The following is a 20,785-nucleotide window of genomic DNA, read 5'->3' on the forward strand; positions in this document are numbered from 1 at the left end:
TGTTGCCGTATCGGGACACGCGCCTGGGGCACGTGGGGGCGCACCGGCGGACGCACCCCTCCCTACCTGCGCGTCGGCGGCGTGCGGCGGCCCGTTCTCCGTGGTCAGTAGCATGAGGCCGACCCCCGGATTGATCATGCGAGGAGCGGACCGTGCGAGACATCTCCGTGTTCAGCGGCAGTGCCCACCCCGATCTGGCGGCGGAGGTCTGCGCGCATCTCGGTGTGCCGCTCAGTCCGACCCGGGTCAGCCGGTTCGCCAACGACTGCCTGGAGGTGCAGCTCCAGGCCAACTGCCGGGAACGGGACGTCTTTCTGATCCAGCCGCTGGTCAAGCCGGTCCAGGAGCACCTGGTCGAGCTGCTGCTGATGTGCGACGCGGCGCGCGGGGCGTCGGCGGGGCGGATCAGCGTCGTCATGCCGCACTACTCCTACGCGCGCTCCGACAAGAAGGACGCGCCCCGCATCTCGCTCGGCGGACGCCTGGTCGCCGACCTGCTGGTGGCGGCGGGCGCCAGCCGGGTGCTGGCCATGACCCTGCACGCGCCGCAGGTGCACGGCTTCTTCTCGGTCCCGGTCGACCATCTGCACGCCCTGCGTGAACTGGCCGTGCACTTCCGGCAGTACGACCTGTCCCGGACCACCGTGGTCTCCCCGGACCTCGGCAACGCCAAGGAGGCCGCCGCGTTCGCGCGGTTGATCGGCGCCCAGGTGGCGGCCGGCGCCAAACAGCGGTTCGAGGACGACCGGGTGTCGATCAGCTCCGTCATCGGCGACGTGGCCGACCGGGACGTCATCGTGCTGGACGACGAGATCGCCAAGGGCAGCACGGTGCTGGAACTCCTCCAGCGGCTGCGGGAGTTGGGGCCGCGCTCGATCCGGGTCGCCTGTACGCACGGTCTGTTCGCGGACGGGGCGCTCAAGCGGATCGGCGAGCAGCCCGACGTACTGGAGATCGTCTGCACCAACACCGTGCCGGTGCCCGAGGAGGAGCGCACGGAGAAGCTGCGGGTCCTGTCCATCGGCCCGGCACTCGCCGAGGCCGTACGCCGCATTCACAACGGCGAGTCGGTCAGCGCCCTGTTCGACGCGCCGCCGAACGAATAGACATGAGGGAGCGGAGCGACGCTCGGCGGCACACGGATGCTCAGGAGGGGTTGCAGTGGCCAAGGCGAAGTTCGAGCGCACGAAGCCGCATGTGAACATCGGCACCATCGGTCACATCGACCACGGCAAGACGACGCTCACGGCGGCCATCACGAAGGTCCTGCACGACCGGTTCCCTGATCTGAACCCGTACACGCCGTTCGACCAGATCGACAAGGCGCCCGAGGAGCGGCAGCGCGGCATCACGATCTCCATCGCCCATGTGGAGTACCAGACCGAGCGCCGGCATTACGCGCACGTCGACTGCCCGGGGCACGCGGACTACATCAAGAACATGATCACCGGGGCCGCGCAGATGGACGGCGCGATCCTGGTCGTCGCGGCCACCGACGGACCGATGCCGCAGACCAAAGAGCATGTGCTGCTGGCCCGGCAGGTGGGTGTGCCGTACATCGTCGTCGCCCTCAACAAGACGGACATGGTGGACGACGAGGAGATCCTGGAGCTCGTCGAGCTGGAGGTCCGGGAGCTGCTGAGCGAGTACGAGTTCCCCGGCGACGACCTCCCGGTGGTGCGGGTCTCCGCACTCAAGGCCCTGGAGGGCGACCCGGAGTGGACCGCCTCGGTGCTCGAACTCCTCACCGCGGTCGACGAGTTCGTGCCCGAGCCGGTGCGGGACGTGGATCAGCCGTTCCTGATGCCGATCGAGGACGTGTTCACCATCACCGGTCGCGGCACCGTCGTCACCGGCCGGATCGAGCGCGGCACCCTGCACGTCAACCGCGAGGTCGAGATCATCGGCTTCCACGAGGACAAGACGAAGACCACCGTCACAGGCATCGAGATGTTCCGCAAACTGCTCGACGAGGGCCGGGCCGGCGAGAACGTCGGACTGCTGCTGCGTGGGGTCAGGCGCGAGGACGTGGAGCGCGGGCAGGTCGTCATCCAGCCCGGATCGGTCACGCCGCACAAGGACTTCGAGGCGCGCGCCTACATCCTGTCCAAGGACGAGGGCGGCCGGCACACGCCCTTCTTCGACAACTACCGTCCGCAGTTCTACTTCCGCACGACCGACGTGACGGGTGTGGTGACGCTGCCCAAGGGCACCGAGATGGTCATGCCGGGCGACAACACGACCATGAACGTGCAGCTGATCCAGCCGATCGCCATGGAGGAGGGCCTGAAGTTCGCCATCCGCGAGGGCGGCCGGACGGTCGGCGCCGGTCAGGTCACCAAGATCCTCAAGTAGCGGCGCTCACACGGAACCGGACGTGGCCTCGGGCTGGCCCAGGGCCGCGTCCAGGGTGGCGTGCGGCGGCAGCAGCCGGGTGAGCCCGGTGACCCGCATGACACGCAGGGTCAGGGCGTGCGTGCAGACCAGACGCAGCTCGCCGTCGTGGTCCAGGATCCGGGCGCGGGCCCGGTACAGCAGCCGCAGTCCGGAGCAGTCGAAGAACTCGACGTCCCGGAGGTCGATCACCAGCCGGACGTCGGGGCGCGCCGTCACCCGGTCCAGATGCGGACCGATCTCCACGGCGGCGGCGATGTCGATCTCGCCGTGCAACTCCACGACCGTGTGTCCGCGGTCCTCGTGCACGCGCAGATGGGGGGTGGGCGGCGCAGGTTCCTGCGGCACGACGACATCGCCTCCAACCTGCTCCGACTGCGGCGGGGACCGCAGGCCACCGGGGTCTGGGGTGACATCGTGCAGCGAGCGTACGAGTGCAGCCCTGCCCCGGGCTCCCGAGCGAGCGCAAATCCGTTCCCCGCTCTGCAAGTTACCCTCGATCGAGTGAATTTGAGCATGTTCGATTGACATATGTCTTCGAATTGGAGCGACGAGTCTACGAGAGTGCGTGCCAGGCCTTGGAGAGTGCCTGGCGGAGCTGCTCCGTCTGGTGCGGGGTGAGGTCGCTCACCATCCGCTCCTCCAGCTCCCGCACCGGCCCGGCGCAGCGCCCGAGCAGGTCGCGCCCCTCCTCGGTCAGCAGGATCAGCAGCTCGCGGCGGTTGCGCGGATTGCGCTCGCGGCGGATCAGCCCGCGGCCCTCCAGAGACCGTACGAGATCGGCGATGGACTGGGCGGTGACGAATGAGTCGCGGGCCAGCTGGGCCGCCGACAGCCCGTCGTGCCGCTCCAGGACGGTCAGCGCGGTGTACTGCAGCGCCGTGATCCCGGACGACCTGACCAGGTCGTCGAGGCGGGAGCGCGCGGCGAGTTCCACCTGCTTGACCATGTAGAGCAGGGACGGGGGTGCCTTCGTTGCCTGGTTGCCGACCATGGGTTCAGCCTAGAACATTGACAGGAAACCTGTCTGTAATCAGACTGCGGACCAGACGGTCAACCAACAGGAATCCTGTTGGTTGAAGACTTAGCAATCTTGGCGATGAGGCTGAGGAGTGGTGATGACCGCCTTCGAGATCGAACCCGGACGGCTGTTCGTCGCGGGACAGTGGTGCGAGGCCGCGGACGGAGCCCGCATCGAGGTGGTCGACCCCTCCCGGGGCGCGGTCGTCACCACCGTCGCGGAGGCGGGCGCTGCCGATGTGGACGCGGCCGTACGGGCGGCGCGGGAGGCATTCGACGGCGGCGGGTGGTCCGGGCTGAGCGGCCGCGAGCGGGGCCGGGTGCTGCACCGGGTCGCCGAGCTGATCCGCGAACGGGCGGACGAGGTCGCCGAGTTGGAGAGTCTGGACGTCGGCAAGCCCATCACGCTGTGCCGCGCCGTGGACGTGACCAACACGGCCAACGACTACGAGTACTTCGCCGCCCTCGCCTACTCCCTGGACGGCGCCGTCCGCGACACACCCATGAACGCCCTCGCGTACACCAAGCGCGAGCCGCTCGGCGTCGTCGCCGCGATCACCCCCTTCAACTTCCCACTGATCCTTGCCGGTTCGAAGATCGGCCCCGCGCTCGCGGCCGGCAACACGGTGGTGCACAAGCCGGCCGACGAGACCCCGCTCAGCGCGCTTTACATGGCCCGGCTGTTCCAGGAGGCCGGTGTCCCGGACGGCGTGGTCAACGTCGTCACCGGAACCGGCCCGGTGGCCGGAGAGGCACTGCTGCGTCACCGCGGGGTCGACAAGGTCGCCTTCACCGGCTCCACCGCCGTCGGCCGCCATGTGGCGAGCACCGCAGGCGAGGCGCTCAAGCCGGTCACGATGGAACTCGGCGGCAACGCGGCCCACCTCGTCTTCGAGGACGCCGACCTGGAGAAGGCGGTCGGCGCGGTCATCAAGGCCTTCGTCTTCAACACCGGGCAGTTCTGCATGGGCGGCCCCCGACTGCTGGTGGCCCGTTCGGTCTACAGCACCCTGCTCGGCATCCTCGCCGAGGCCGTCCCGGGCGTACCGGTCGGCGACCCGAGGCTGCCCGAGACCGTCGTCGGACCGATGGCGGGGGAGAAGCACCTCAAGAAGGTCGAGGAGTACGTCGACCTGGCCCGCAAGGAGGGCGCCCGCATCGTCTGCGGCGGCGAGCGGCTCGACCTGGACGGCGGCTACTACTACAAGCCCACGGTGATCGCCGACCTGTCGAACGACTCCCGGGTCGTCCAGGAGGAGGTCTTCGGCCCGGTCCTGACCGTGCAGCCCTTCGACACCGAGGACGAGGCCGTCACGCTCGCCAACTCCACGCCGTACGGCCTGGCTTCGGGCATCCAGACCGGCAACCTCGCCCGCGCCCACCGCATCGCCGACCGGCTGCAGGCGGGCATCGTCTGGATCAACGACTGGGCCATGCTCGACCCCGCGGTCCCCTTCGGCGGCGTCAAGGACTCCGGCTTCGGCCGCGAGTACGGCCCCGAGGCGCTCGGCGCGTACACCAGGGTCAAGTCCGTCGTCGTCTCGCTCGACTGAACACGCCTGAAGGCAAAGGGAGTTCGTACGATGTCCATCACCACCCGCGCCGCGGTCGTCGAGTCCGGCGGAGCGCCCTTCACCCTCGCCGACGTCCAACTCGACGAGCCCGGACCGCACGAGGCCGTGGTCCGCATGGTGGCGACCGGCCTGTGCCACACCGACCTCGGCGTCGCGAGCGGCGGCCTGCCCTTCCCACTGCCCGGCGTGCTCGGTCACGAAGGCGCCGGGGTCGTTGAAGCCGTGGGCCCGGCCGTCACCGGCGTCGCCCCGGGCGACCACGTCGTGCTCTCCTTCACCTCGTGCGGCGAGTGCCGCAACTGCCACGGCGGCCACCCCGCGTACTGCGCGACCTGGCTCCCGCTGAACCTCATCGGCGGTCGTCGCGCCGACGGGACGAGCACCATCAACCGGGACGGCACTCCGCTGGGCGGGCACTTCTTCGGTCAATCGTCGTTCGCCGAGTGGGCGTTGGTGGACGAGCGCAGTCTCGTCAAGGTCGACCCGGAGGTGCCGCTGACGTCCGTCGCCCCGCTGGGCTGCGGTGTACAGACCGGCGTGGGCGCCGTCTGGAACGTACTGAAGCCCACCACCGGCAGCACCCTCGTCGTCCTTGGCGCCGGAGCCGTCGGCCTGTCCGCCGTCATGGCCGCCGCCCTCACCTCCGCGACCCGCATCGTCGCCGTCGACCGGATCGGCGAACGGCTCTCGCTGGCAAGGGATTTGGGCGCCACCCACACCGTCGACGCCGGCACGGCCGACCTCGCCGAGGCGCTGGCGGAGATCACCGACGGCCAGGGCGCCGACGGCGTCGTCGAGACCACCGGCAACGTCGGTGTGCTGCGCCAGGGCGTCGACGCGCTCGCCGCCCGCGGCACCCTGGTCGTCGTAGGAGCCCCGCCGTTCGGCACCGAAGTCGCCCTGGACGTCAACGGGTTGCTCGGCGGCAAGCGGATCGTCGGGCTCACCCTCGGCGACGCCGAGACGCAGTCCTTCATCCCGGCCCTGGTCCGGCTGGTGAAGGACGGACGGCTCCCGCTGCACCGCCTGATCAGCACCTATCCGTTCGCGGAGATCGATCAGGCGGTACGGGACATGGGCGCGGGCAAGGCCATCAAACCGGTGCTGACGTTCTGACCGGCGTCCGCCTTTGAGACGGACGCGTCAGTCCATCAGCAGGACCAGCTTGCCCGCGGTGCGGCCGGTGGCGCCGAGCGTGTGTGCCTCGGCGGCGTCGGCCAGCGGGAAGGTCCCGGCGATGGTGGCGCGCAGCCTGCCCGCCTCCACCAGCTCCGCGATCGCCGCCATGTCGCTGTGGGAGGCGTCGACCAGCATGCGCAGCGCCCGTACACCGAGCCGCTCGGCCTCCTCGTAGAAGTCGTTCGAACCGATCGGCACGATCGAGACCAGCTGCCCGCCCGGGCGCAGGACGCGCATGGAGCGCAGGGCGGTGTCGCCGCCGAGGGTGTCCAGGACGATGTCGACGTCCTTCACCACCTCGGTGAAGTCGGTCTCCCGGTAGTCGATCGGTTCGTCGACGCCGATCGAGCGCAGGAAGTCGTGCTTGCCCGCGCTCGCGGTGCCGATCACGTACGCGCCGCGCGCCTTGGCGATCTGCACGGCCACGTGCCCGACCCCGCCGGCCGCCGCGTGGATCAACACCCGCTGTCCGGGCTGGACGTCCGCGTACTCGACCAGTCCCTGCCAGGCGGTCAGCGAGACCAGCGGCAGCGCGCCCGCCTGGGTGTGGTCGATCGAGGCCGGCTTGTGCGCGAAGGTGCGCGCCGGGGCGGTGACGTACTCGGCGTGCGAGCCGTGCCCGTACGGGTAGGACAGCATGCCGAAGACCTCGTCGCCGGGCTGGAAGCGGGCGACGCCGACGCCGACCGCCTCGACCACTCCGGAGACGTCCCAGCCCAGGGTGAAGGGCGGCTGCCCCAGGAAGCCGCCGGTCTTTCGGTGCTTCCAGTCGGTCGGGTTGAGGCCGGCGGCGTGGACGCGGACCAGCACCTCGTTGGTGCGCGGCTCCGGGCGTTCCAGCTCCACGATCTTGAGGACCTCGGGTCCGCCGAGGGTGTCCTGGCTGATGGCTCGCATCGTGTTCACAGTGCTCATGGTGAACCAGCCTGCCCGGGGCCGCCCGACAGGGAAATGGCACGATGGCCAACCTTCGATAGGATCGTGCCATGCGAGGAAACAGTCGAGTGGAACGGGTCGTGGTGCTGGCCCTGGACGGCGTGCACCCCTTCGAGCTGGGCATCCCCAACCGGATCTTCGAAGCGGCCGACGGCCGGTACGAGGTGCTGACCTGCTCCGTCGACGGCCGTCCTGTGCGCACCAACGCCGACTTCACCGTCGGCGTCCCGCACGGGCCCGAGATCCTGGCCACGGCCGACACGGTGGTGGTCGCGGCCGTCGCCTCGTCCCGGGTGACCGCCGACCTGTCGGACGAGCTCCGTGCCGCGCTCGCCCTCATCCGGCCCGACGCGCGCATCGTCTCCATCTGCACCGGCGCCTTCGTGCTCGCCGCCGCAGGTCTGCTCGACGGCCGCAAGGCCACCACGCACTGGCAGCTCGTCGAGCCGTTCCGGCGCATGTACCCGCACATCGACCTCGACCCGGACGTCCTCTTCGTCGCCGACGGACGGATCCTGACCTCGGCCGGTGCCGCCTCCGGCGTCGACATCTGCCTGCACATCGTGCGCGAGGACCACGGCAGCGAGCTCGCCAACACCGTCGCCCGCAGCCTGGTGGTCCCGCCGTTCCGCGACGGCGGTCAGGCGCAGTACATCGAACAGCCCATGCCCGAGCCGGGCGCGGCGAGCACGGCCGCCACGCGCGCGTGGGCCCTGGTCCACCTCGACGAACCACTGACCCTCGCCGACCTCGCCCGGCACGCCGGGATGAGCATGCGCACCTTCGCCCGCCGCTTCAACGACGAGGTCGGCGTCAGCCCCGGCCGCTGGCTCATCCAGCACCGGGTCGCCCACGCCCGGCACCTGCTGGAGTCCAGCGACCTGTCCGTGGACCAGATCGCCGGCCAGGTCGGCTTCGCCACCGGCGCCTCGCTGCGCCAGCACCTGCACGCGGCGATCGGCGTCTCACCACAGGCGTACCGGCGTACCTTCCAGGCCGCCGCGCACTGATCGTGAACGTTCCGCGGCACTGCCACGTCGGAGGACTGGATAACGCAGGCAGGTGGAACGGGGGCGGCAGTGATGCGCGGACGTCTTGTGGTGGCGACGGTGGTGGTCGCGTCGGCGGCCGTGGCATGCGGCAGCGAGAAGGGCCAGGACATGGTCGTCGCCGGGACCGCTCCGGCCGTGCCCTATAGCGGGCCCCTGCACGTGCCCACGAAGAACCTCGACGAGGACAGCGCCCGCGCCACCCGGATCGAGTCGGGCGCGGCGGGCCGGGCCCTGGAGTGCGACGGGGAGATCTACTCCGGCGGGGGCAGCGACCCGTGGAGCAAGGGCGACGGCGCCTCGACGCCAGAGGAGGGACTGCGGGCCTTCTTCGACATGGAGCAGCCCGCCTACCCGGACCACGGCTACCGCGTCGAGCGGAGAGAAGCGGACCGCGTCCTGTACTCCTTCGACGTCGCCGGGCGGACCAAGGTCGCCGTCGTCGTCGCCAAGGACCAGAAGAACAGGCCCGGTTGGGGCCCGGACACCAGCGCCTCCTGCGATCCGGCCGAACTCCCGGCGAGCTACACCGACGGGCAGTGGTACGAGATCTGGACCGACGCGCGGGGCAAACGGGTGCCGATCGCCAAGGTGCACAGTTCCGTCGGTGCGGAGCACTGCGACTGGGAGAAGGCACACTTCCTGTCGCTGGGGGAGGGCGAGGGGGACATGCAGGGCAGGCTCTACGCCCGCGATCCCGACGGCGTGCTCGCCGACTCCATGCTGACCTCGGCGTACGACGGAGATGTCCGGATGCCCGCCGACGCCCACGACACCGGATACCGTCGCGGCGGCTGGCACTTGTGGCTGACGGACGACGACTCGTCCAGGGCGTACGTCCGTACGGCCGACGGCGTCGAGGCCTGGCCGCAGGTTCGTCCGGGCCGGCTCTGCGACTGAGGGACCGTCACCTGCTCGCGTGCAGTGCGACCAGCAACTGCCAGACCTGGTCGGCGACTTGGGGCGCGTCGGCGTCCAGGAGTCCGTGCAGCCAGTCGGCCAGGACGCCGGCGAAGGTCGCGGCGACCGCGGAGGCGACCAGCGGGGCGTCCGCCGCGCCCGCCCGTTCACGCTCGCGCAGGCTGTAGGCCCGCAGATCCCGGTGCAGCACCCGGCCGAGCGGGCCGCCGCCGCCCGGGGCGAGCAGCGCGCGGTACAGGCCCGCGTGGGGGGCGAGCGAGGCGAAGAACTCGGCCAGCGCGGGCGGCGCGTGCACCGGATCGGGCCGCCCCTGCCAGGAGTGCAGCGCGTCCACCGCCTCCCGTACGACGTCCGCGCAGGCGTCGACGGCCAGGGCCTCCAGGTCGGCGTAGTGGACGTAGAAGGTGGCCCTGCCCACCCCGGCCCGGCGCACCAGGGCGGCCACGCCGACCTCCGCCAGCGGGTGTTCGGCGCACTCGGCGAGCAGGGCCTCGCGCAGCCGCGCCCGGGTCCGCGCGGCCCGTGGGTCCTCCGGCGCGGGGCGTGTCACTGCGCGATCAGGACGGCGGCCAGGGCGATCGCGCCGGGCAGTGCCTGCGCGAACAGGATGCGGCGGTTGGCGGTCACCGTGCCGTACACGCCCGCGATCACGACGCAGGACAGGAAGAAGACCTGGACGCGGAAGCCGGTCGGGTCGGCCGCGATGAGGCCCCAGACCAGTCCGGCGGCCAGAAAGCCGTTGTAGAGCCCCTGGTTGGCGGCCAGCGGGGCGGTCGCCTTCGCCATTTCCGGGTCGAAGCCGTGCAGCCCGCGCCCGGGCTTCTTCTCCCACAGGAACATCTCCAACACCAGGATGTAGGCGTGCAGGGCGGCCACCAGACCGACGAGCACGTTCGCGACCGTCTCCATGCTGAACTCCATTTCGTGGACAGGTGTCCATCATAGCTGGACATCTGTCCAGGAAATCTCACCGGACGATGTCAGTGTCGGTCGCTAGCCTCGGGCCCATGACTGGTGGAGAGCTGATCGTTCGAACCGCCCGCGCCGAGGACATACGGGGGCTCGTCGCCTCCAGTACGCGGCTGTTCGCGGAGGACGGCGGCACCCGCGACGCGAGCATGAACGTCGACTGGCCGCGCGAGCACGGAGCCGCGTCGTTCGCCGCCGCCCTGGAGGACCCGGCGCGGCTCGTCCTCGCGGCGGAGTGCGACGGACAGGTCGTCGGCCACCTGATGGGATCCGTCAGCGGGCCCACGGACAAACGGCTGGTCATTTCCGCGACCCTGATCAGTCTGTACGTCCGCCCGGAACACCGGCGTGCGCGGGCCGGGGCCCGGCTCGTGGGGGAGTTCCTGGACTGGGCCCGACGGGAGGGGGCCGAGCACGCCGAGGTGACCGCGTACTCGGCGAACGCCGACGCCATCCGGTTCTACGAGCGCAACGGCTTCGGCGCCATGACGCTCACATTGCGCCAATCCCTCTGACGTGCGGGTCCAACGCCGAGGGCCCAACACCCGGGTCGGGAAAGCGGTTTGTCGACGAACGGACCATTGGCCAACAATGACGGAATCCCCACTTCCGCCAAACGATCTAGGTTGATCTTTTAGGGTCGGAACCCGATAAGCTCCCTCCCGACGCTGCGAGTTGACCCGATCGCGTTCGGTCATCTCGTGTCGCGTGGTCATGAGTGCGGTCCCCCAGCACATTCCCCTTGTTCGATCGGGTTGCTTCGAAGGATGCAGATGGAACTCGCCACTCCGCCGCCGGCGGCGCGGGCCCCTGTCGCCTGGTACAGCTGGTGGTTGATGCCGCTGGCCTTAGGCGGCGGAACAGTAGCCGCCACGTTCATGAGCTCCGAGCGAATAACGGCCGCCGTCGCCGGTGCCGTGGCCACGGCCGCGAGCGCCGTCTGCGTACGGCTGTTGATTCGCACCCGGACGCAACTGCGTCGGGTCGAGGGCTCCTTCCGCAGCTCGCAGGTCGAGCAGTCCCAGCAGTGGCAGCAGCATGTCGCTGGCCTGGAGCGGAAGTTCACCGCCGAGCGCGGCTCCCTGGAGTCCCAGCTCGCCGACCAGTCCGGTGCCTACGAGGCACAACTCGCCGAGCAGACAGCCGCGTTGGCGGCCCAGCTCGCCGAGCAGACCGCCGCGTTCGAGCTCCGGCTGACCGAGCAGGCCAAGTCCTACGAGGCCCAGCTCGTCGATCAGGCCGAGGTCTGGCAGGAGCAGGTCGCCCACCAGCAGACCGCGCTCGCCCAGCTCGGCGACGAGCAGCTGCCGAACGCGCTGGTACAACTGCGCGCCGGTGATGCCGTCGACGACCTTCTGCCCGAGCCGAGCCAGTGCGCCAAGGTCGGCGCCGACTTCCAGGCCGACCTGCGCAAGGTGCTCAGGACCGCCCTCATCGGCGTGGAGGAGGAGTTCAACCGCTCCACCTCGGCCGAGCAGGCCGTCATCAGCATCGGCAACCGCATCCACGTCCTGACCAGCAAGCTGCGCGGTCGGCTGCACGAGATGCAGGGCGAGCACGGCCGGCTGCCGGCCGTCGCCCGCGGTCTGATGGAGCTCGACCAGGAGCTAGGCCCCGCCGACTCGCTCGCCGCCAGCATCGGCGTGCTCGGCGGCTCGGACCGGCCCGGACGCCAGTGGCAGGAGCCGCAGCGTCTGCTCAGCGTGATGCGCGGCGGCATCGGCCGGATCAAGGACTTCCACCGCGTCGAGGTGCGCCATCTGCCCGAACTCGGCGTGGACGGCGGCCTGGTGGACCACCTCACGCTGATCTTCGCCCACCTGCTGGACAACGCGGCCCGCTACTCGCCGCCCACCGAGCCGGTGGTCGTCTCCGGCAAGGAGGTCCCCAACGGCGTCGGCATCGAGATCCAGGACTCCGGCAAGGGCCTGAGCGAGGAGAAGAAGCGCGAGGCCGATGACGCCCTGGCCGGCACCGGGGTGGGCGCGGGTCTCGGCGGTATCTCGGAGGACGCCAACATCGGTCTGCGCGTCGTCGGCGCCCTCGCCCGTCGCTACGGCATCCGCGTCACCTTCGCGGACTCGCCGTGGCTCGGCACCTCGGTGGTTCTCGTGGTCCCGCACAAGTACTTCAGCCCGCTGCCCGCGACCTCCACGGCCCAGCCGGTCCAGGCCGCACAGCCCGCCACGGCCGTCCCGGGCCGCACGGCGGCGGTGGACGAAGTACCCGAGGCGGAGGCCGAGTTCGGCGAGGCCGCGGACACCACACCCGGAGGACTGCCCCGGCGCCGCAGCAAGCGGAACGAGGAGCCACAGCCGAGGGCCGTGGAGCGGACCGAGGAGTCGACGGTCTTCGCCGTCCCGCCGGACGAGTCCTTCGCCGGCCTGGCCGCTTTCGCGACCGCCGGCCGGGAGATCACCGAGGAGGACGCGGCGCCGGCCGGCCGTGAGTCCACCGAGCACCGCACTGAAGAGAGCGACTAGTCCACATGACGCAACAGGGAACCGACGTGAGCTGGGCGCTCCGCGATCTGGTGGAGTCCATCCCGGAGATCCGTTTCGCCCTCGTGGCCTCCAGTGACGGTAAGGCCATCACCAGCTTCGGTGCCGAAGACCCCGACGACGTCGACCGGTTCGCGGCCGTCGTGGCCGGACTGCAGGCCCTCGCCCAGCCCGTCGCCGAGCAGTTCCCCAAGTACGCGGGGCAGCTGCGGCTGGCGATGATCGAGGTCGATGGCGGCCACCTCTTCGTCGTCCGCGCCGGTGTGGAGACGTATCTCGGCGTGCTGGCCCGGGAAGGCCTCGACCAGGGCCTGCTCGGCCATCAGATGAGGGATCTCGCCCGCAGGATGGGTGAACTCCTCGGCACCACTCCGCGCCTGGAGGAGCACTCTGGATGAGTGCTCCCCGTCCGCCCACGGACCCGTCCGGTCTTGAGCGCTACTACGTCCTCACCGGAGGACGCAGCGGACCGGGCGGTTCGGCGTCGAGTCTCGACGTGGCGACCCTCATCGTCTCCCTGACCGCCCCCGTACCGGGCATGCAGCACGAGCACGAGGAGATCGTCCGGCGTTGCCGCGATCCGCTGTCGGTGGCCGAACTCGGCGCCCACCTCGGACTCCCCTTCAACATTCTCGCGGTGCTGCTCGCCGATCTGCTCGAGGCAGGCCGCGTCGACGCCCGTGATCCGATCCCGGCGCACGACGCCGGTCGCGGGCCCGACCTCGCGCTCCTTGAGGAGGTACTCAGTGGACTTCAAAGGCTTTGACCATCCCGGCCGGCCGGCCGGCGGGGGAACCCGCTCGGTGAAGGTGATGATCGCCGGCGGCTTCGGCACCGGAAAGACCACCATGGTCCGCTCCGTCAGCGACATCAAGCCGCTGACCACCGAGGAGACGCTCACCCAGGCGAGCGCCGACGTCGACCACCTCATCGGTGTCGCCGACAAGACGGAGACCACCGTCAGCCTGGACTTCGGCAAGATCAGCCTCAACGAGAGCCTGATGCTGTACCTGTTCGGCACCCCCGGCCAGGAGCGGTTCTGGTTCCTGTGGAACGGCCTGTTCAAGGGCGCGCTCGGCGCGGTCGTCCTGGTGGACACCCGCCGGCTCGCCTCCAGCTTCCGGGCGATCGAGGAGATGGAGCGGCAGAACGTCCCCTTCGTCATCGCGCTGAACGTCTTCCCCGACTCCAAGAACCACCCGGTCGACGAGATAAGGGACGCCCTCGACATCTCCCCGCACACCCCGGTCGTGGCCTGCGACGCCCGCGACCGCGACTCCAGCCGCGATGTGCTCGTCGCCCTGATACAGCACCTCAAGGACCGCTCGGCCGTCGCCCTGGAGTCCCGATGAACGACCAGCCCTTAAGTGGTCCCGACGCCCCGCGGGGCTGCCCCGTCGCCCACGGTTCGGCCGACGTCACCCGGTTGTTCGGGCCGGAGGCGTCGACCGACCCGCTCGGCATCTACGAGCGGCTGCGCAAGGAGCACGGGTCTGTCGCACCTGTGCTCCTCGAGGGTGACGTTCCGGCCTGGCTGGTGCTCGGCTACCGGGACAACCGGCGGGTGCTGGACAATCCGCGCCAGTTCAGCCGGGACGCGCGGATCTGGCGGGACTGGCGGGAGGGGCGTGTCGACGAGACGTCACCGTTGATCCCGATGGTCGGCTGGCGGCCCGACTGCGTGTCCCAGGACGGCGAACCGCACCGCCGGCTGCGCGGCGCGGTCACCGACGGGCTGCTCGCGGCGTCCAGCCGGGGCGTGCGGCGACACACCACGTACTACGCGAACAAGCAGATCGACGCGTTCGCCGACGCCGGGCGCGCCGATCTGGTGGCCGACTACGCCGAACACCTGCCGATGCTCGTGCTCACCCGGATCCTGGGCCTTCCAGCGGCGGACGGGCTACGCCTGGTCGAGTCGTGCGCCCAGGTCTTCAAGGGCGGCGAGGGCGCCCTTGAGCACAACGGCCGGATCATGCAGATCCTCTCGGACCTCACCGATCGCAAGCGGGCCGAGCCGGGCTCCGACTTCGCCACGGCCCTGCTGGAGCACCCGGCCGGCCTCGACCACGACGAGGTCGTCAGCCATCTGCGCCTGGTGCTGATCGCCGGACACACCACCACCAGCAACCTGCTGGCGCGGGTCCTGCACCTGGTCCTCACCGACGCCGCGCGGCTGTCCGGGCTGGTCAGCGGGCAGCTGAACATCTCCTCCGTAGTGGAGGAGGTCATGTGGGACACCCCGCCGCTGTCCGTGCTGCCGGGCCGGTTCGCGGCCGCCGACCTGGAGCTCGGCGGCCATCACATCCAGGAGGGCGAACTGCTCGTCCTGGGCCTGGCCGCCGGCAACCTCGACCCGGAGGTACGGCCCGACTCGGCCGTCGCTCTGCAGGGCAACCAGGCGCACCTGGCGTTCAGCGCCGGACCGCACGAGTGCCCGGGGCAGAACATCGGCCAGTCCATCATCGAGATCGGCGTGGACGTCCTGCTGCACCGGCTGCAGGGCCTCCGCCTGGCCGTGCCGTCGGAGGAGCTCTCCTCGACCGCCACCACCTGGGACTCCCGGCTCGACAACCTCCCGGTCGAGTTCTCCGTCTGACACCACCGCTGCCCGGCCGGACCCCGGCCGGGCAGTGCTGTCTGCGCACACCTGGAACAGGATCGAGGCGTCAGCCGTCGAGCCAGTCGCCTGCGACGTCCGTGGGGCGGTATCCCGTGGCGTTCCAGAGGAAATGCGGGTGGGCGGAGCCGAACATGTAGGCGAGCAGTGTGGTGTCCTCCCGCCCGGTCCGAGGGTCGTGCAGGGCGTGAAACCTTTCGGATCCGATGACGCCGGCGTCTTGTTGGACCTGACGGGCGCGGGCCGTCGACGGCGCGGCGCTGGATGCCTCCACGGCCGCGATGTAGGTGCGGCGCAAGATCTCCCATGCGTTGTCGGTGTCGCCGTGCCAGGGGCCGTGCAGCGCTTCGAAGGCATGGAGCTCGGCGTCGAAGAGGGGCCAAGTCTCGGGGTACTGGGCTTGGCAGCGTGCGGACAGCTCGGCGGCCCGAGCGCTCAGTACCGGTGCGGTGGGCCGCGGGGCGATGGTGAGAGTGGTGCCGCGGGTGAAGATGCCGGTGCACGGGTTGGGCTGCAGGTCGCAGAGCGGGCACGCCTCGGCCGGGGGGAGGCCCGCGGTGATGCCGTCGAACCACAGGGCGTGGCGGCCCGTGAGCCCCATCCAGACGATGGTGGTGGTCATCAGCCAGGTGTTCCACATCGGGTCGTGCGCCTCGGGCATGCAGCCGTACTTGACGATGGCTATGGCGCAGGCTGCGTAGAGGGCCTTGCTGTGGGTGGGCATCTCGGCGAGCCAGAAGTTGCTGATCTCGCCGGTGAGGGCGTCCGCTCTTACGTCGGCCATGTCGTCGATGACGCGGCACAGCAGCAGGGAGGCGAGGTTTTCTTCCTGCCAGAGTTCGGTGTCGGGGGCGACGTGCCAGAACAGGCAGTCCAGCATCTGCAGGATCGAGTAGGTGCTCTGGCTGAGCGGGTTGGTCTGGGGGAGCGTGACGCTGCCCGCGTGGTGCTGTTGGAGCCAGTACTCGTCGACGGATCGCTTGTGGGCTGCGAAGAGTCCGGAGACCAGGGCCCGTGCGCTGTTGGTGCTGAAATTCTCGGCCAGGCGGTCTTCGACGTGTTGGGTGAGGCGCGTTGTGTCGATGGTGTCGATCACGCGTTTGTATTCGTGGAAGACGAGGATGTCGTCTTCGAAGCGGTGGCGGTGGCCGAGGTCTCGTTCAAGGTCGTTGAGCTGCCGGGTCCAGGACCATCCGCCGGTCAGGACGCTGTCGAGTTCCCGGCGGTTCGGCCAGGTCTTGACGGTGAGGGGACGCCCGGCGCTCTGCCGCCAACGGTAGTCGTCCAGTGTGCGTGCGGGGGGCGTGGGCAGCCGAAGGCACAGAGGGCAGGTGCAGACGGCTGACTGCTCCTCCTCGCTCGGTGGGGTGAGTGCCCGGCTCCTCCAGGCCCCTTCCAGCATCATGCAGGTCAGCCGGCAGACCTCAGTATCGGTGCTGACTTGGGGGAAGGCTGCTTCTATCACGCGCAGGCTGGTGTCGAGGTGCCTCAACCTGGCGTAGCCCTCCTCGTCGGGCGGGAGGAACGCGGGTCGCGCCAGATGGAGGGCTCCCTCCACTTGCAGCGTGGTGCTGTAGTGCGGGGATCCGAGTGCGGCCAGCCGCTGTTGAGCGGCGTTCTGGGAGCTTCGGTACTGCTCCGTGCTCTCGTTGATGCGTTTCGCCAGGAGGCGGGTCAGGGTGTTCCCCGCCTCCGTGGGCTGGAGCTGGGCGCTTGGCTGCGCCGGGAGCGAGCTGTCGGCGGACCCCTTCGGAAGAGCACCTACGACTCGAGATTTCACACCGGTCTCCGATCAAGCTGTGGTCATGACAACGGAATCGATCGACCGTGGTTGTCGGCCGGTCGGGTCCGAGGGTTTTCTGTGACTTCTGCGACGGCCTCGCCGAACAGCCGGACTCGCGCGACAGGCCCCGCGCTTGTGCCGCGAACGACCGCGAGGGGCACGACTGCCGCGGTGACGGCCGAGGAAGCGGAGCGGATCCGCCCGCTTGCCCTTTCGAGGACGAACCGCCCCGAACCCGCTAGGTTCTCGAACGCGGCGAGCCGCTCGTCCACGGCGGATTCATCCTCGACACCGGCGGCCTTCCATGAACGGCGGCCCTTGTCGCATCACTCCTGTTGCAGGACGAGCACCCGCATCGCCGCCTCAGCTGTGTCGATCAGGAAGCACTCGCGGCCCCGGCACGGCTGGCGCTCCTGGGCGGACTCCAGATGTCTGCTGACGGGCATGTCGAAGGGGAGGTCGAACGTGACGTCCTGAGGCATGCGCTTCCTTCCGGGAAACGGCGATACAGAGCCCCCCGCCCTGCGAGCGGGTGGCCGAGACGGCCACCCGTGCATTCGAACTCAGCTTCTATGGCCGAAAGTTGAACCTCAAACCGGTACGAGGCTTCCCAGAACCTAAATGATCAACACGTGACCTGTCCGTGATCTGTGTTACTGCTCATGCCTCCTGAGCTGCGTATACTCGCGCGCCCCCCACGTATGTCCGCGCGACCCGCGCCTCCGCGATCGCCTCCGTCGGCCCGTCGAACGGATCGCGGTCCAGCATCACGAGATCCGCGAGGGCTCCCACCCGCACCTGCCCGGTGTCGTCGAGGTGGTTCACATACGCCGAGCCCGCCGTGTACGCCGTCAACGCCTCGGCGAGTCCGATGCGTTCGGCGGACAGGAACACCGGCGTGTCGCCACCGTCGGGCGCCACGCGGTTGACCGCGACATGGATTCCCTGGAACGGATCGGGGCTGCTCACGGGCCAGTCGCTGCCCGCCGCGAGCCGGGCGCCGGAGCGCAGCAGCGCCCCGAACGGGTACTGCCACGCGGCCCGTTCGGGCCCGAGGAAGGGAATGGTCAGCTCGTCCATCTGCGGCTCGTGGGCCGCCCAGAGCGGCTGGATGTTGGCGATGGCGCCGAGCCGGGCGAAACGCGGCACGTCGTCGGGGTGGACGACCTGAAGATGCGCCAGGTGGGGCCGCGTGTCGCTCGGTCCGTTCGCGGCCCGCGCCGCCTCGATCGCGTCCAGTGCGTCGCGTACGGCACGGTCGCCGAGGGCGTGGAAGTGGCACTGGAAGCCGAAGGCGTCCAACTCGGTGACATATGCGGGGAGTTGATCGGCGTCGAGAAAGCTGGTGCCCCGGTTGGCGGTGGCGCAGCCGCACTTGTCCAGATAGGGGTCGAGCAGCGCGGCGGTCCCGGTCTCGGCGACCCCGTCCAGCATCAGCTTGACGCTGGACGCGCGGAACCGCCCGTGGCTCAACTCCTGCCGCTTCTCGACGAGTTCGGGAATCTGCTCGGCCCCGCGCTCGCGGTCCCACCACAGCGCCCCGACGACCCGCGCGGTGAGCAAGCCGTCCCGGGCCGCCGCGAGGTACGCCTCGGACGGGTCGTCCATACCGAGGAAGTCCCCGACGAGCGCGTCCTGCCAGGCCGTGATGCCGAGCGCGTGCAGATGGCGCTGCGCGTGCAGCAGGGCCGCCAGCCGGTCGGCCGGTGTGGCCGGCGGGGTGAGCCGCCCGACGAGCTGCATCGCACCTTCCTGCAGCGTGCCGCTCGGCTCACCGGCCGCGTCCCGCTCGATGCGCCCGTCGGCCGGGTCCGCGGTGTCGCGGGTGATGCCCGCCAGCTCCAGGGCACGGCTGTTGGCCCAGGCGCCGTGATGGTCGCGGTTGGGCAGGTAGACGGGCCGGTCGGGTACGACCGCGTCCAGGAGCTCCTTCGTCGGCACACCGCCCTCGAAGGCCTCCATCGACCAGCCGCCGCCGGTGATCCACTCCAGCTCCGGGTGGGCGTCGGCGTACGCGCGCACCGCGGCCACGGTCTCGGCGGCCGTCCGGGTCCCGGTCAGGTCGCACCGGGTGAGTTCGAGGCCGGCCGGCAGGGGGTGGACGTGCGCGTCCTGGAAGCCGGGCAACAGCAACCGCCCGGCCAGGTCGACGACTTCGGTGCGCGGCCCGGCGAGATCCAGGACCTCGTCGCGCCCTACGGCGACGATGCGGTCGCCGCTGACGGCCACGGCGGTCGCGGTGCGGCCCTCCGGGGTGAGGACGGGGCCGCCGGTGAAGAGAAGGTCTGCGTGCATGGTCCGTTTCCTAGTGGGGTGCCGGGAGCAGGTGCGGGGCGTCGGCGTCGGTGCCCTCGCCGGTGCGGAAGTACGGAGATCTGCGCACCCACTTGGACCACGCGGCGGCCACGAAGCCCGACGCGATCATCACCAGCGGGGTGAGCAGCAGGAACCAGCCGTTGTCCGCGCTGAGTTCGAGATGGTCGGTGGAGGTGTAGAAGGACCAATGGTCGGTGGAGGTGTAGAAGGACCAGCCGAGGTAGCCGCCCAGGCCGAGCAGCGCGGCGGCGCTCAACGCCGGCAGCACCACCGCCCGTACGCCTTCCTTGAGGTCCTCGCGCAGCAGCGAGCGGAAGCGCACGGCAGCCGCCAGCGCGGTCAGCGCGTACGACAGGGCGACCACGATCCCCACCGCGCTCACCGTCGCCATGATCAGGTCCGCGAGCCGGGGGATGACCAGGGCGAGCGCCGCGACCGCCGCCGCCAGCGCGCCGATCAGCAGGGTGCCGGCGGCCGGAGTCCCGTACCGCGGGCTGACCTTGGACCACACCGGCCCGAGCGTACGGTCCCGGCTCATCGCGAACATCGCGCGGGCCGTCGGGATCACTCCTGCCTGCAGCGAGGCGACCGCCGAGAACATCAGCGCCACCAGCGGCAGTGCGGCCAGCGGCTGGTCGGCCAGCCGGTCGCCGAAGAACGCCAGTCCCTCGGCGCCGTGCCCGACCAACTCCGGTTCGGACAGCACCCGTTGGAAGGCGACCGAGCCGAGCAGGAACAGCGCCAGCATGGTGAACAGGGTGATGAAGCCGGCCCGGGAGGCGTCCCGCGGGTCGCGCACCTCCTCGTTGACGCTGAACGCGGCCTCGAAACCCCAGTAGCAGAACACCGAGAGCAGCAGCCCCTGCGCGAGGGCGGTGGCCGAGGGAATGGCGAACGGGTCGAACCAGCTCAGGCTGAAGGCGTGCGGGCCGGTGACGATGCCGTATCCGCAGAACCCCAGCAGGACGACGTACTCGAAGACCAGCAGCCCGCTCTGCAGGCGCGCGGCGGTGCGGATGCCGGTGACCGCGGTGAGCGTGACCGCGAGCAGGACCACGACGCCGATGGCGGTGGTCTGCGCGGTCGAGCCCGCGTCCAGGGTGAGCCCGCCCACCCGGTGCCTCGGCCTCGCCGGCCAGCTGGATCAGGGCCGAGCCGGTGACCGCGGTCGTGTACGCGAGGAACGCCACCGTCGCCACGATGTTGACCCAGCCGACCATGAATCCGAGCCACGGACTGAGTGAACGGCCCACCCAGACATAGCCGTTGCCCGCGTTCGGCTCCACCCGGTTCAGCCGCGAGAATGCGCCCGCGATGCCCGCGATCGGCAGGAACGCCAGCAGCATGATCGCCGGCAGATGCAGCCCCACCACTCCGGCCGTGATGCCCAGGCCGATGCCGATGGTGGTGGTCGCGGCCGTGCTGGAGGCGGCGACGGCGACGCCGTCCAGGAGACCGAGGGACCTGCGCAGCTCGGATTCCGGCCGCGCGGGTGGGTCGGCTCCGTAGGGCTTCTCGGTCAT

At 70.3% G+C, this 20,785-nt stretch carries 20 protein-coding genes and 1 pseudogene; 12 read left to right on the forward strand and 9 right to left on the reverse strand.

Going from position 1 to position 20,785, the window contains the following annotated elements:
• Positions 1 to 152 precede the first annotated feature (152 nt).
• Complete coding sequence (locus tag M2283_RS05400; RefSeq protein WP_280874862.1) at positions 153 to 1,106, forward strand: ribose-phosphate diphosphokinase; 954 nt, start codon at positions 153 to 155, stop codon at positions 1,104 to 1,106.
• A gap of 55 nt (positions 1,107 to 1,161) precedes the next feature.
• Positions 1,162 to 2,355 carry an elongation factor Tu gene (gene tuf / locus M2283_RS05405; RefSeq protein ID WP_280874863.1) on the forward strand — a complete coding sequence of 398 codons (1,194 nt, stop codon included), beginning with the start codon at positions 1,162 to 1,164 and terminating at the stop codon, positions 2,353 to 2,355.
• A gap of 6 nt (positions 2,356 to 2,361) precedes the next feature.
• Here the strand turns inward: tuf and M2283_RS05410 are convergent, their stop codons facing one another.
• Positions 2,362 to 2,742 carry an anti-sigma factor antagonist gene (locus tag M2283_RS05410; RefSeq protein ID WP_280874864.1) on the reverse strand — a complete coding sequence of 127 codons (381 nt, stop codon included), beginning with the start codon at positions 2,740 to 2,742 and terminating at the stop codon, positions 2,362 to 2,364.
• A gap of 208 nt (positions 2,743 to 2,950) precedes the next feature.
• Positions 2,951 to 3,388 (reverse strand): MarR family winged helix-turn-helix transcriptional regulator, encoded by a 438-nt coding sequence (locus M2283_RS05415; RefSeq protein ID WP_280874865.1) that lies wholly within the window; start codon positions 3,386 to 3,388, stop codon positions 2,951 to 2,953.
• 124 nt (positions 3,389 to 3,512) lie between these two features.
• Here M2283_RS05415 and M2283_RS05420 point away from each other — a divergent pair, with 124 nt between their 5' ends.
• On the forward strand, positions 3,513 to 4,967 hold the full coding sequence (locus M2283_RS05420; RefSeq protein WP_280874866.1) for an aldehyde dehydrogenase family protein: 1,455 nt from the start codon (positions 3,513 to 3,515) through the stop codon (positions 4,965 to 4,967).
• Positions 4,968 to 4,997: 30 nt separating this feature from the next.
• Entirely contained in the window at positions 4,998 to 6,104 is a 1,107-nt protein-coding gene (locus tag M2283_RS05425; protein WP_280874867.1) for an NAD(P)-dependent alcohol dehydrogenase, read from the forward strand.
• A gap of 27 nt (positions 6,105 to 6,131) precedes the next feature.
• On the opposite strand, the gene M2283_RS05430 is transcribed toward M2283_RS05425, so the two are convergent.
• The gene (locus tag M2283_RS05430; protein WP_280874868.1) at positions 6,132 to 7,082 is read right to left on the reverse strand and encodes an NADP-dependent oxidoreductase; all 951 of its coding nucleotides are present in this window, start codon (positions 7,080 to 7,082) and stop codon (positions 6,132 to 6,134) included.
• Positions 7,083 to 7,153: 71 nt separating this feature from the next.
• Here M2283_RS05430 and M2283_RS05435 point away from each other — a divergent pair, with 71 nt between their 5' ends.
• Together M2283_RS05435 and M2283_RS05440 are read left to right on the forward strand one after the other, a co-directional pair.
• Complete coding sequence (locus M2283_RS05435; RefSeq protein WP_280874869.1) at positions 7,154 to 8,113, forward strand: GlxA family transcriptional regulator; 960 nt, start codon at positions 7,154 to 7,156, stop codon at positions 8,111 to 8,113.
• Positions 8,114 to 8,185: 72 nt separating this feature from the next.
• Positions 8,186 to 9,052, forward strand: a complete 867-nt coding sequence (locus M2283_RS05440) for a hypothetical protein (RefSeq protein ID WP_280874870.1) — start codon at positions 8,186 to 8,188, stop codon at positions 9,050 to 9,052.
• Positions 9,053 to 9,059: 7 nt separating this feature from the next.
• Here M2283_RS05440 and M2283_RS05445 read toward each other — a convergent pair whose 3' ends face one another.
• Both M2283_RS05445 and M2283_RS05450 read right to left on the reverse strand, forming a co-directional pair.
• Positions 9,060 to 9,623, reverse strand: coding sequence for a TetR/AcrR family transcriptional regulator (locus M2283_RS05445; protein WP_280874871.1), 564 nt, complete (start codon positions 9,621 to 9,623; stop codon positions 9,060 to 9,062).
• Positions 9,620 to 9,982, reverse strand: a complete 363-nt coding sequence (locus M2283_RS05450) for a DUF1304 domain-containing protein (RefSeq protein ID WP_280874872.1) — start codon at positions 9,980 to 9,982, stop codon at positions 9,620 to 9,622. Before M2283_RS05450 ends, M2283_RS05445 begins: the two co-directional genes overlap by 4 nt.
• A gap of 98 nt (positions 9,983 to 10,080) precedes the next feature.
• On the opposite strand from M2283_RS05450, the gene M2283_RS05455 reads away from it, so the two are divergent.
• The 6 genes from M2283_RS05455 to M2283_RS05480 all read left to right on the forward strand — a co-directional run bounded on the left by M2283_RS05455 (position 10,081) and on the right by M2283_RS05480 (position 15,142).
• Complete coding sequence (locus tag M2283_RS05455) at positions 10,081 to 10,557, forward strand: GNAT family N-acetyltransferase (RefSeq protein ID WP_280874873.1); 477 nt, start codon at positions 10,081 to 10,083, stop codon at positions 10,555 to 10,557.
• 258 nt (positions 10,558 to 10,815) lie between these two features.
• The gene (locus M2283_RS05460) at positions 10,816 to 12,525 is read left to right on the forward strand and encodes an ATP-binding protein (protein ID WP_280874875.1); all 1,710 of its coding nucleotides are present in this window, start codon (positions 10,816 to 10,818) and stop codon (positions 12,523 to 12,525) included.
• 5 nt (positions 12,526 to 12,530) lie between these two features.
• Positions 12,531 to 12,941 carry a roadblock/LC7 domain-containing protein gene (locus M2283_RS05465; RefSeq protein WP_030043913.1) on the forward strand — a complete coding sequence of 137 codons (411 nt, stop codon included), beginning with the start codon at positions 12,531 to 12,533 and terminating at the stop codon, positions 12,939 to 12,941.
• Positions 12,938 to 13,309, forward strand: coding sequence for a DUF742 domain-containing protein (locus M2283_RS05470; RefSeq protein WP_123996251.1), 372 nt, complete (start codon positions 12,938 to 12,940; stop codon positions 13,307 to 13,309). The genes M2283_RS05465 and M2283_RS05470 overlap by 4 nt, the downstream gene beginning before the upstream one ends.
• Positions 13,290 to 13,895, forward strand: coding sequence for a GTP-binding protein (locus M2283_RS05475; protein ID WP_280874876.1), 606 nt, complete (start codon positions 13,290 to 13,292; stop codon positions 13,893 to 13,895). Before M2283_RS05470 ends, M2283_RS05475 begins: the two co-directional genes overlap by 20 nt.
• Positions 13,892 to 15,142 (forward strand): cytochrome P450, encoded by a 1,251-nt coding sequence (locus M2283_RS05480; protein ID WP_280874877.1) that lies wholly within the window; start codon positions 13,892 to 13,894, stop codon positions 15,140 to 15,142. Before M2283_RS05475 ends, M2283_RS05480 begins: the two co-directional genes overlap by 4 nt.
• Positions 15,143 to 15,212: 70 nt before the next feature.
• Here M2283_RS05480 and M2283_RS05485 read toward each other — a convergent pair whose 3' ends face one another.
• The 4 genes and pseudogenes from M2283_RS05485 to M2283_RS05500 form a co-directional block, all read right to left on the reverse strand.
• Positions 15,213 to 16,943 carry a hypothetical protein gene (locus M2283_RS05485; RefSeq protein ID WP_280874878.1) on the reverse strand — a complete coding sequence of 577 codons (1,731 nt, stop codon included), beginning with the start codon at positions 16,941 to 16,943 and terminating at the stop codon, positions 15,213 to 15,215.
• A 329-nt stretch (positions 16,944 to 17,272) separates the two neighbouring features.
• On the reverse strand, positions 17,273 to 17,428 hold the full coding sequence (locus M2283_RS05490; protein ID WP_280874879.1) for a hypothetical protein: 156 nt from the start codon (positions 17,426 to 17,428) through the stop codon (positions 17,273 to 17,275).
• Between the two features lie 178 nt (positions 17,429 to 17,606).
• Positions 17,607 to 19,241 (reverse strand): amidohydrolase, encoded by a 1,635-nt coding sequence (locus M2283_RS05495; protein WP_280874880.1) that lies wholly within the window; start codon positions 19,239 to 19,241, stop codon positions 17,607 to 17,609.
• A gap of 10 nt (positions 19,242 to 19,251) precedes the next feature.
• Positions 19,252 to 20,785 (reverse strand): annotated as a pseudogene (locus tag M2283_RS05500) (APC family permease).

This window comes from Streptomyces pseudovenezuelae, assembly GCF_029892565.1.
Taxonomy (GTDB): domain Bacteria; phylum Actinomycetota; class Actinomycetes; order Streptomycetales; family Streptomycetaceae; genus Streptomyces; species Streptomyces pseudovenezuelae_A.

Bases quoted from the DNA above. Each gene is read 5' to 3' on its own strand.
- M2283_RS05415 (WP_280874865.1), bottom strand. From the start codon at position 3,388: ATGGTCGGCAACCAGGCAACGAAGGCACCCCCGTCCCTGCTCTACATG.
- M2283_RS05420 (WP_280874866.1), top strand. From the start codon at position 3,513: ATGACCGCCTTCGAGATCGAACCCGGACGGCTGTTCGTCGCGGGACAG.
- M2283_RS05425 (WP_280874867.1), top strand. From the start codon at position 4,998: ATGTCCATCACCACCCGCGCCGCGGTCGTCGAGTCCGGCGGAGCGCCC.
- M2283_RS05430 (WP_280874868.1), bottom strand. From the start codon at position 7,082: ATGAGCACTGTGAACACGATGCGAGCCATCAGCCAGGACACCCTCGGC.
- M2283_RS05435 (WP_280874869.1), top strand. From the start codon at position 7,154: ATGCGAGGAAACAGTCGAGTGGAACGGGTCGTGGTGCTGGCCCTGGAC.
- M2283_RS05440 (WP_280874870.1), top strand. From the start codon at position 8,186: ATGCGCGGACGTCTTGTGGTGGCGACGGTGGTGGTCGCGTCGGCGGCC.
- M2283_RS05450 (WP_280874872.1), bottom strand. From the start codon at position 9,982: ATGGAGACGGTCGCGAACGTGCTCGTCGGTCTGGTGGCCGCCCTGCAC.
- M2283_RS05455 (WP_280874873.1), top strand. From the start codon at position 10,081: ATGACTGGTGGAGAGCTGATCGTTCGAACCGCCCGCGCCGAGGACATA.
- M2283_RS05460 (WP_280874875.1), top strand. From the start codon at position 10,816: ATGGAACTCGCCACTCCGCCGCCGGCGGCGCGGGCCCCTGTCGCCTGG.
- M2283_RS05465 (WP_030043913.1), top strand. From the start codon at position 12,531: ATGACGCAACAGGGAACCGACGTGAGCTGGGCGCTCCGCGATCTGGTG.
- M2283_RS05470 (WP_123996251.1), top strand. From the start codon at position 12,938: ATGAGTGCTCCCCGTCCGCCCACGGACCCGTCCGGTCTTGAGCGCTAC.
- M2283_RS05480 (WP_280874877.1), top strand. From the start codon at position 13,892: ATGAACGACCAGCCCTTAAGTGGTCCCGACGCCCCGCGGGGCTGCCCC.
- M2283_RS05490 (WP_280874879.1), bottom strand. From the start codon at position 17,428: ATGCCTCAGGACGTCACGTTCGACCTCCCCTTCGACATGCCCGTCAGC.
- M2283_RS05495 (WP_280874880.1), bottom strand. From the start codon at position 19,241: ATGCACGCAGACCTTCTCTTCACCGGCGGCCCCGTCCTCACCCCGGAG.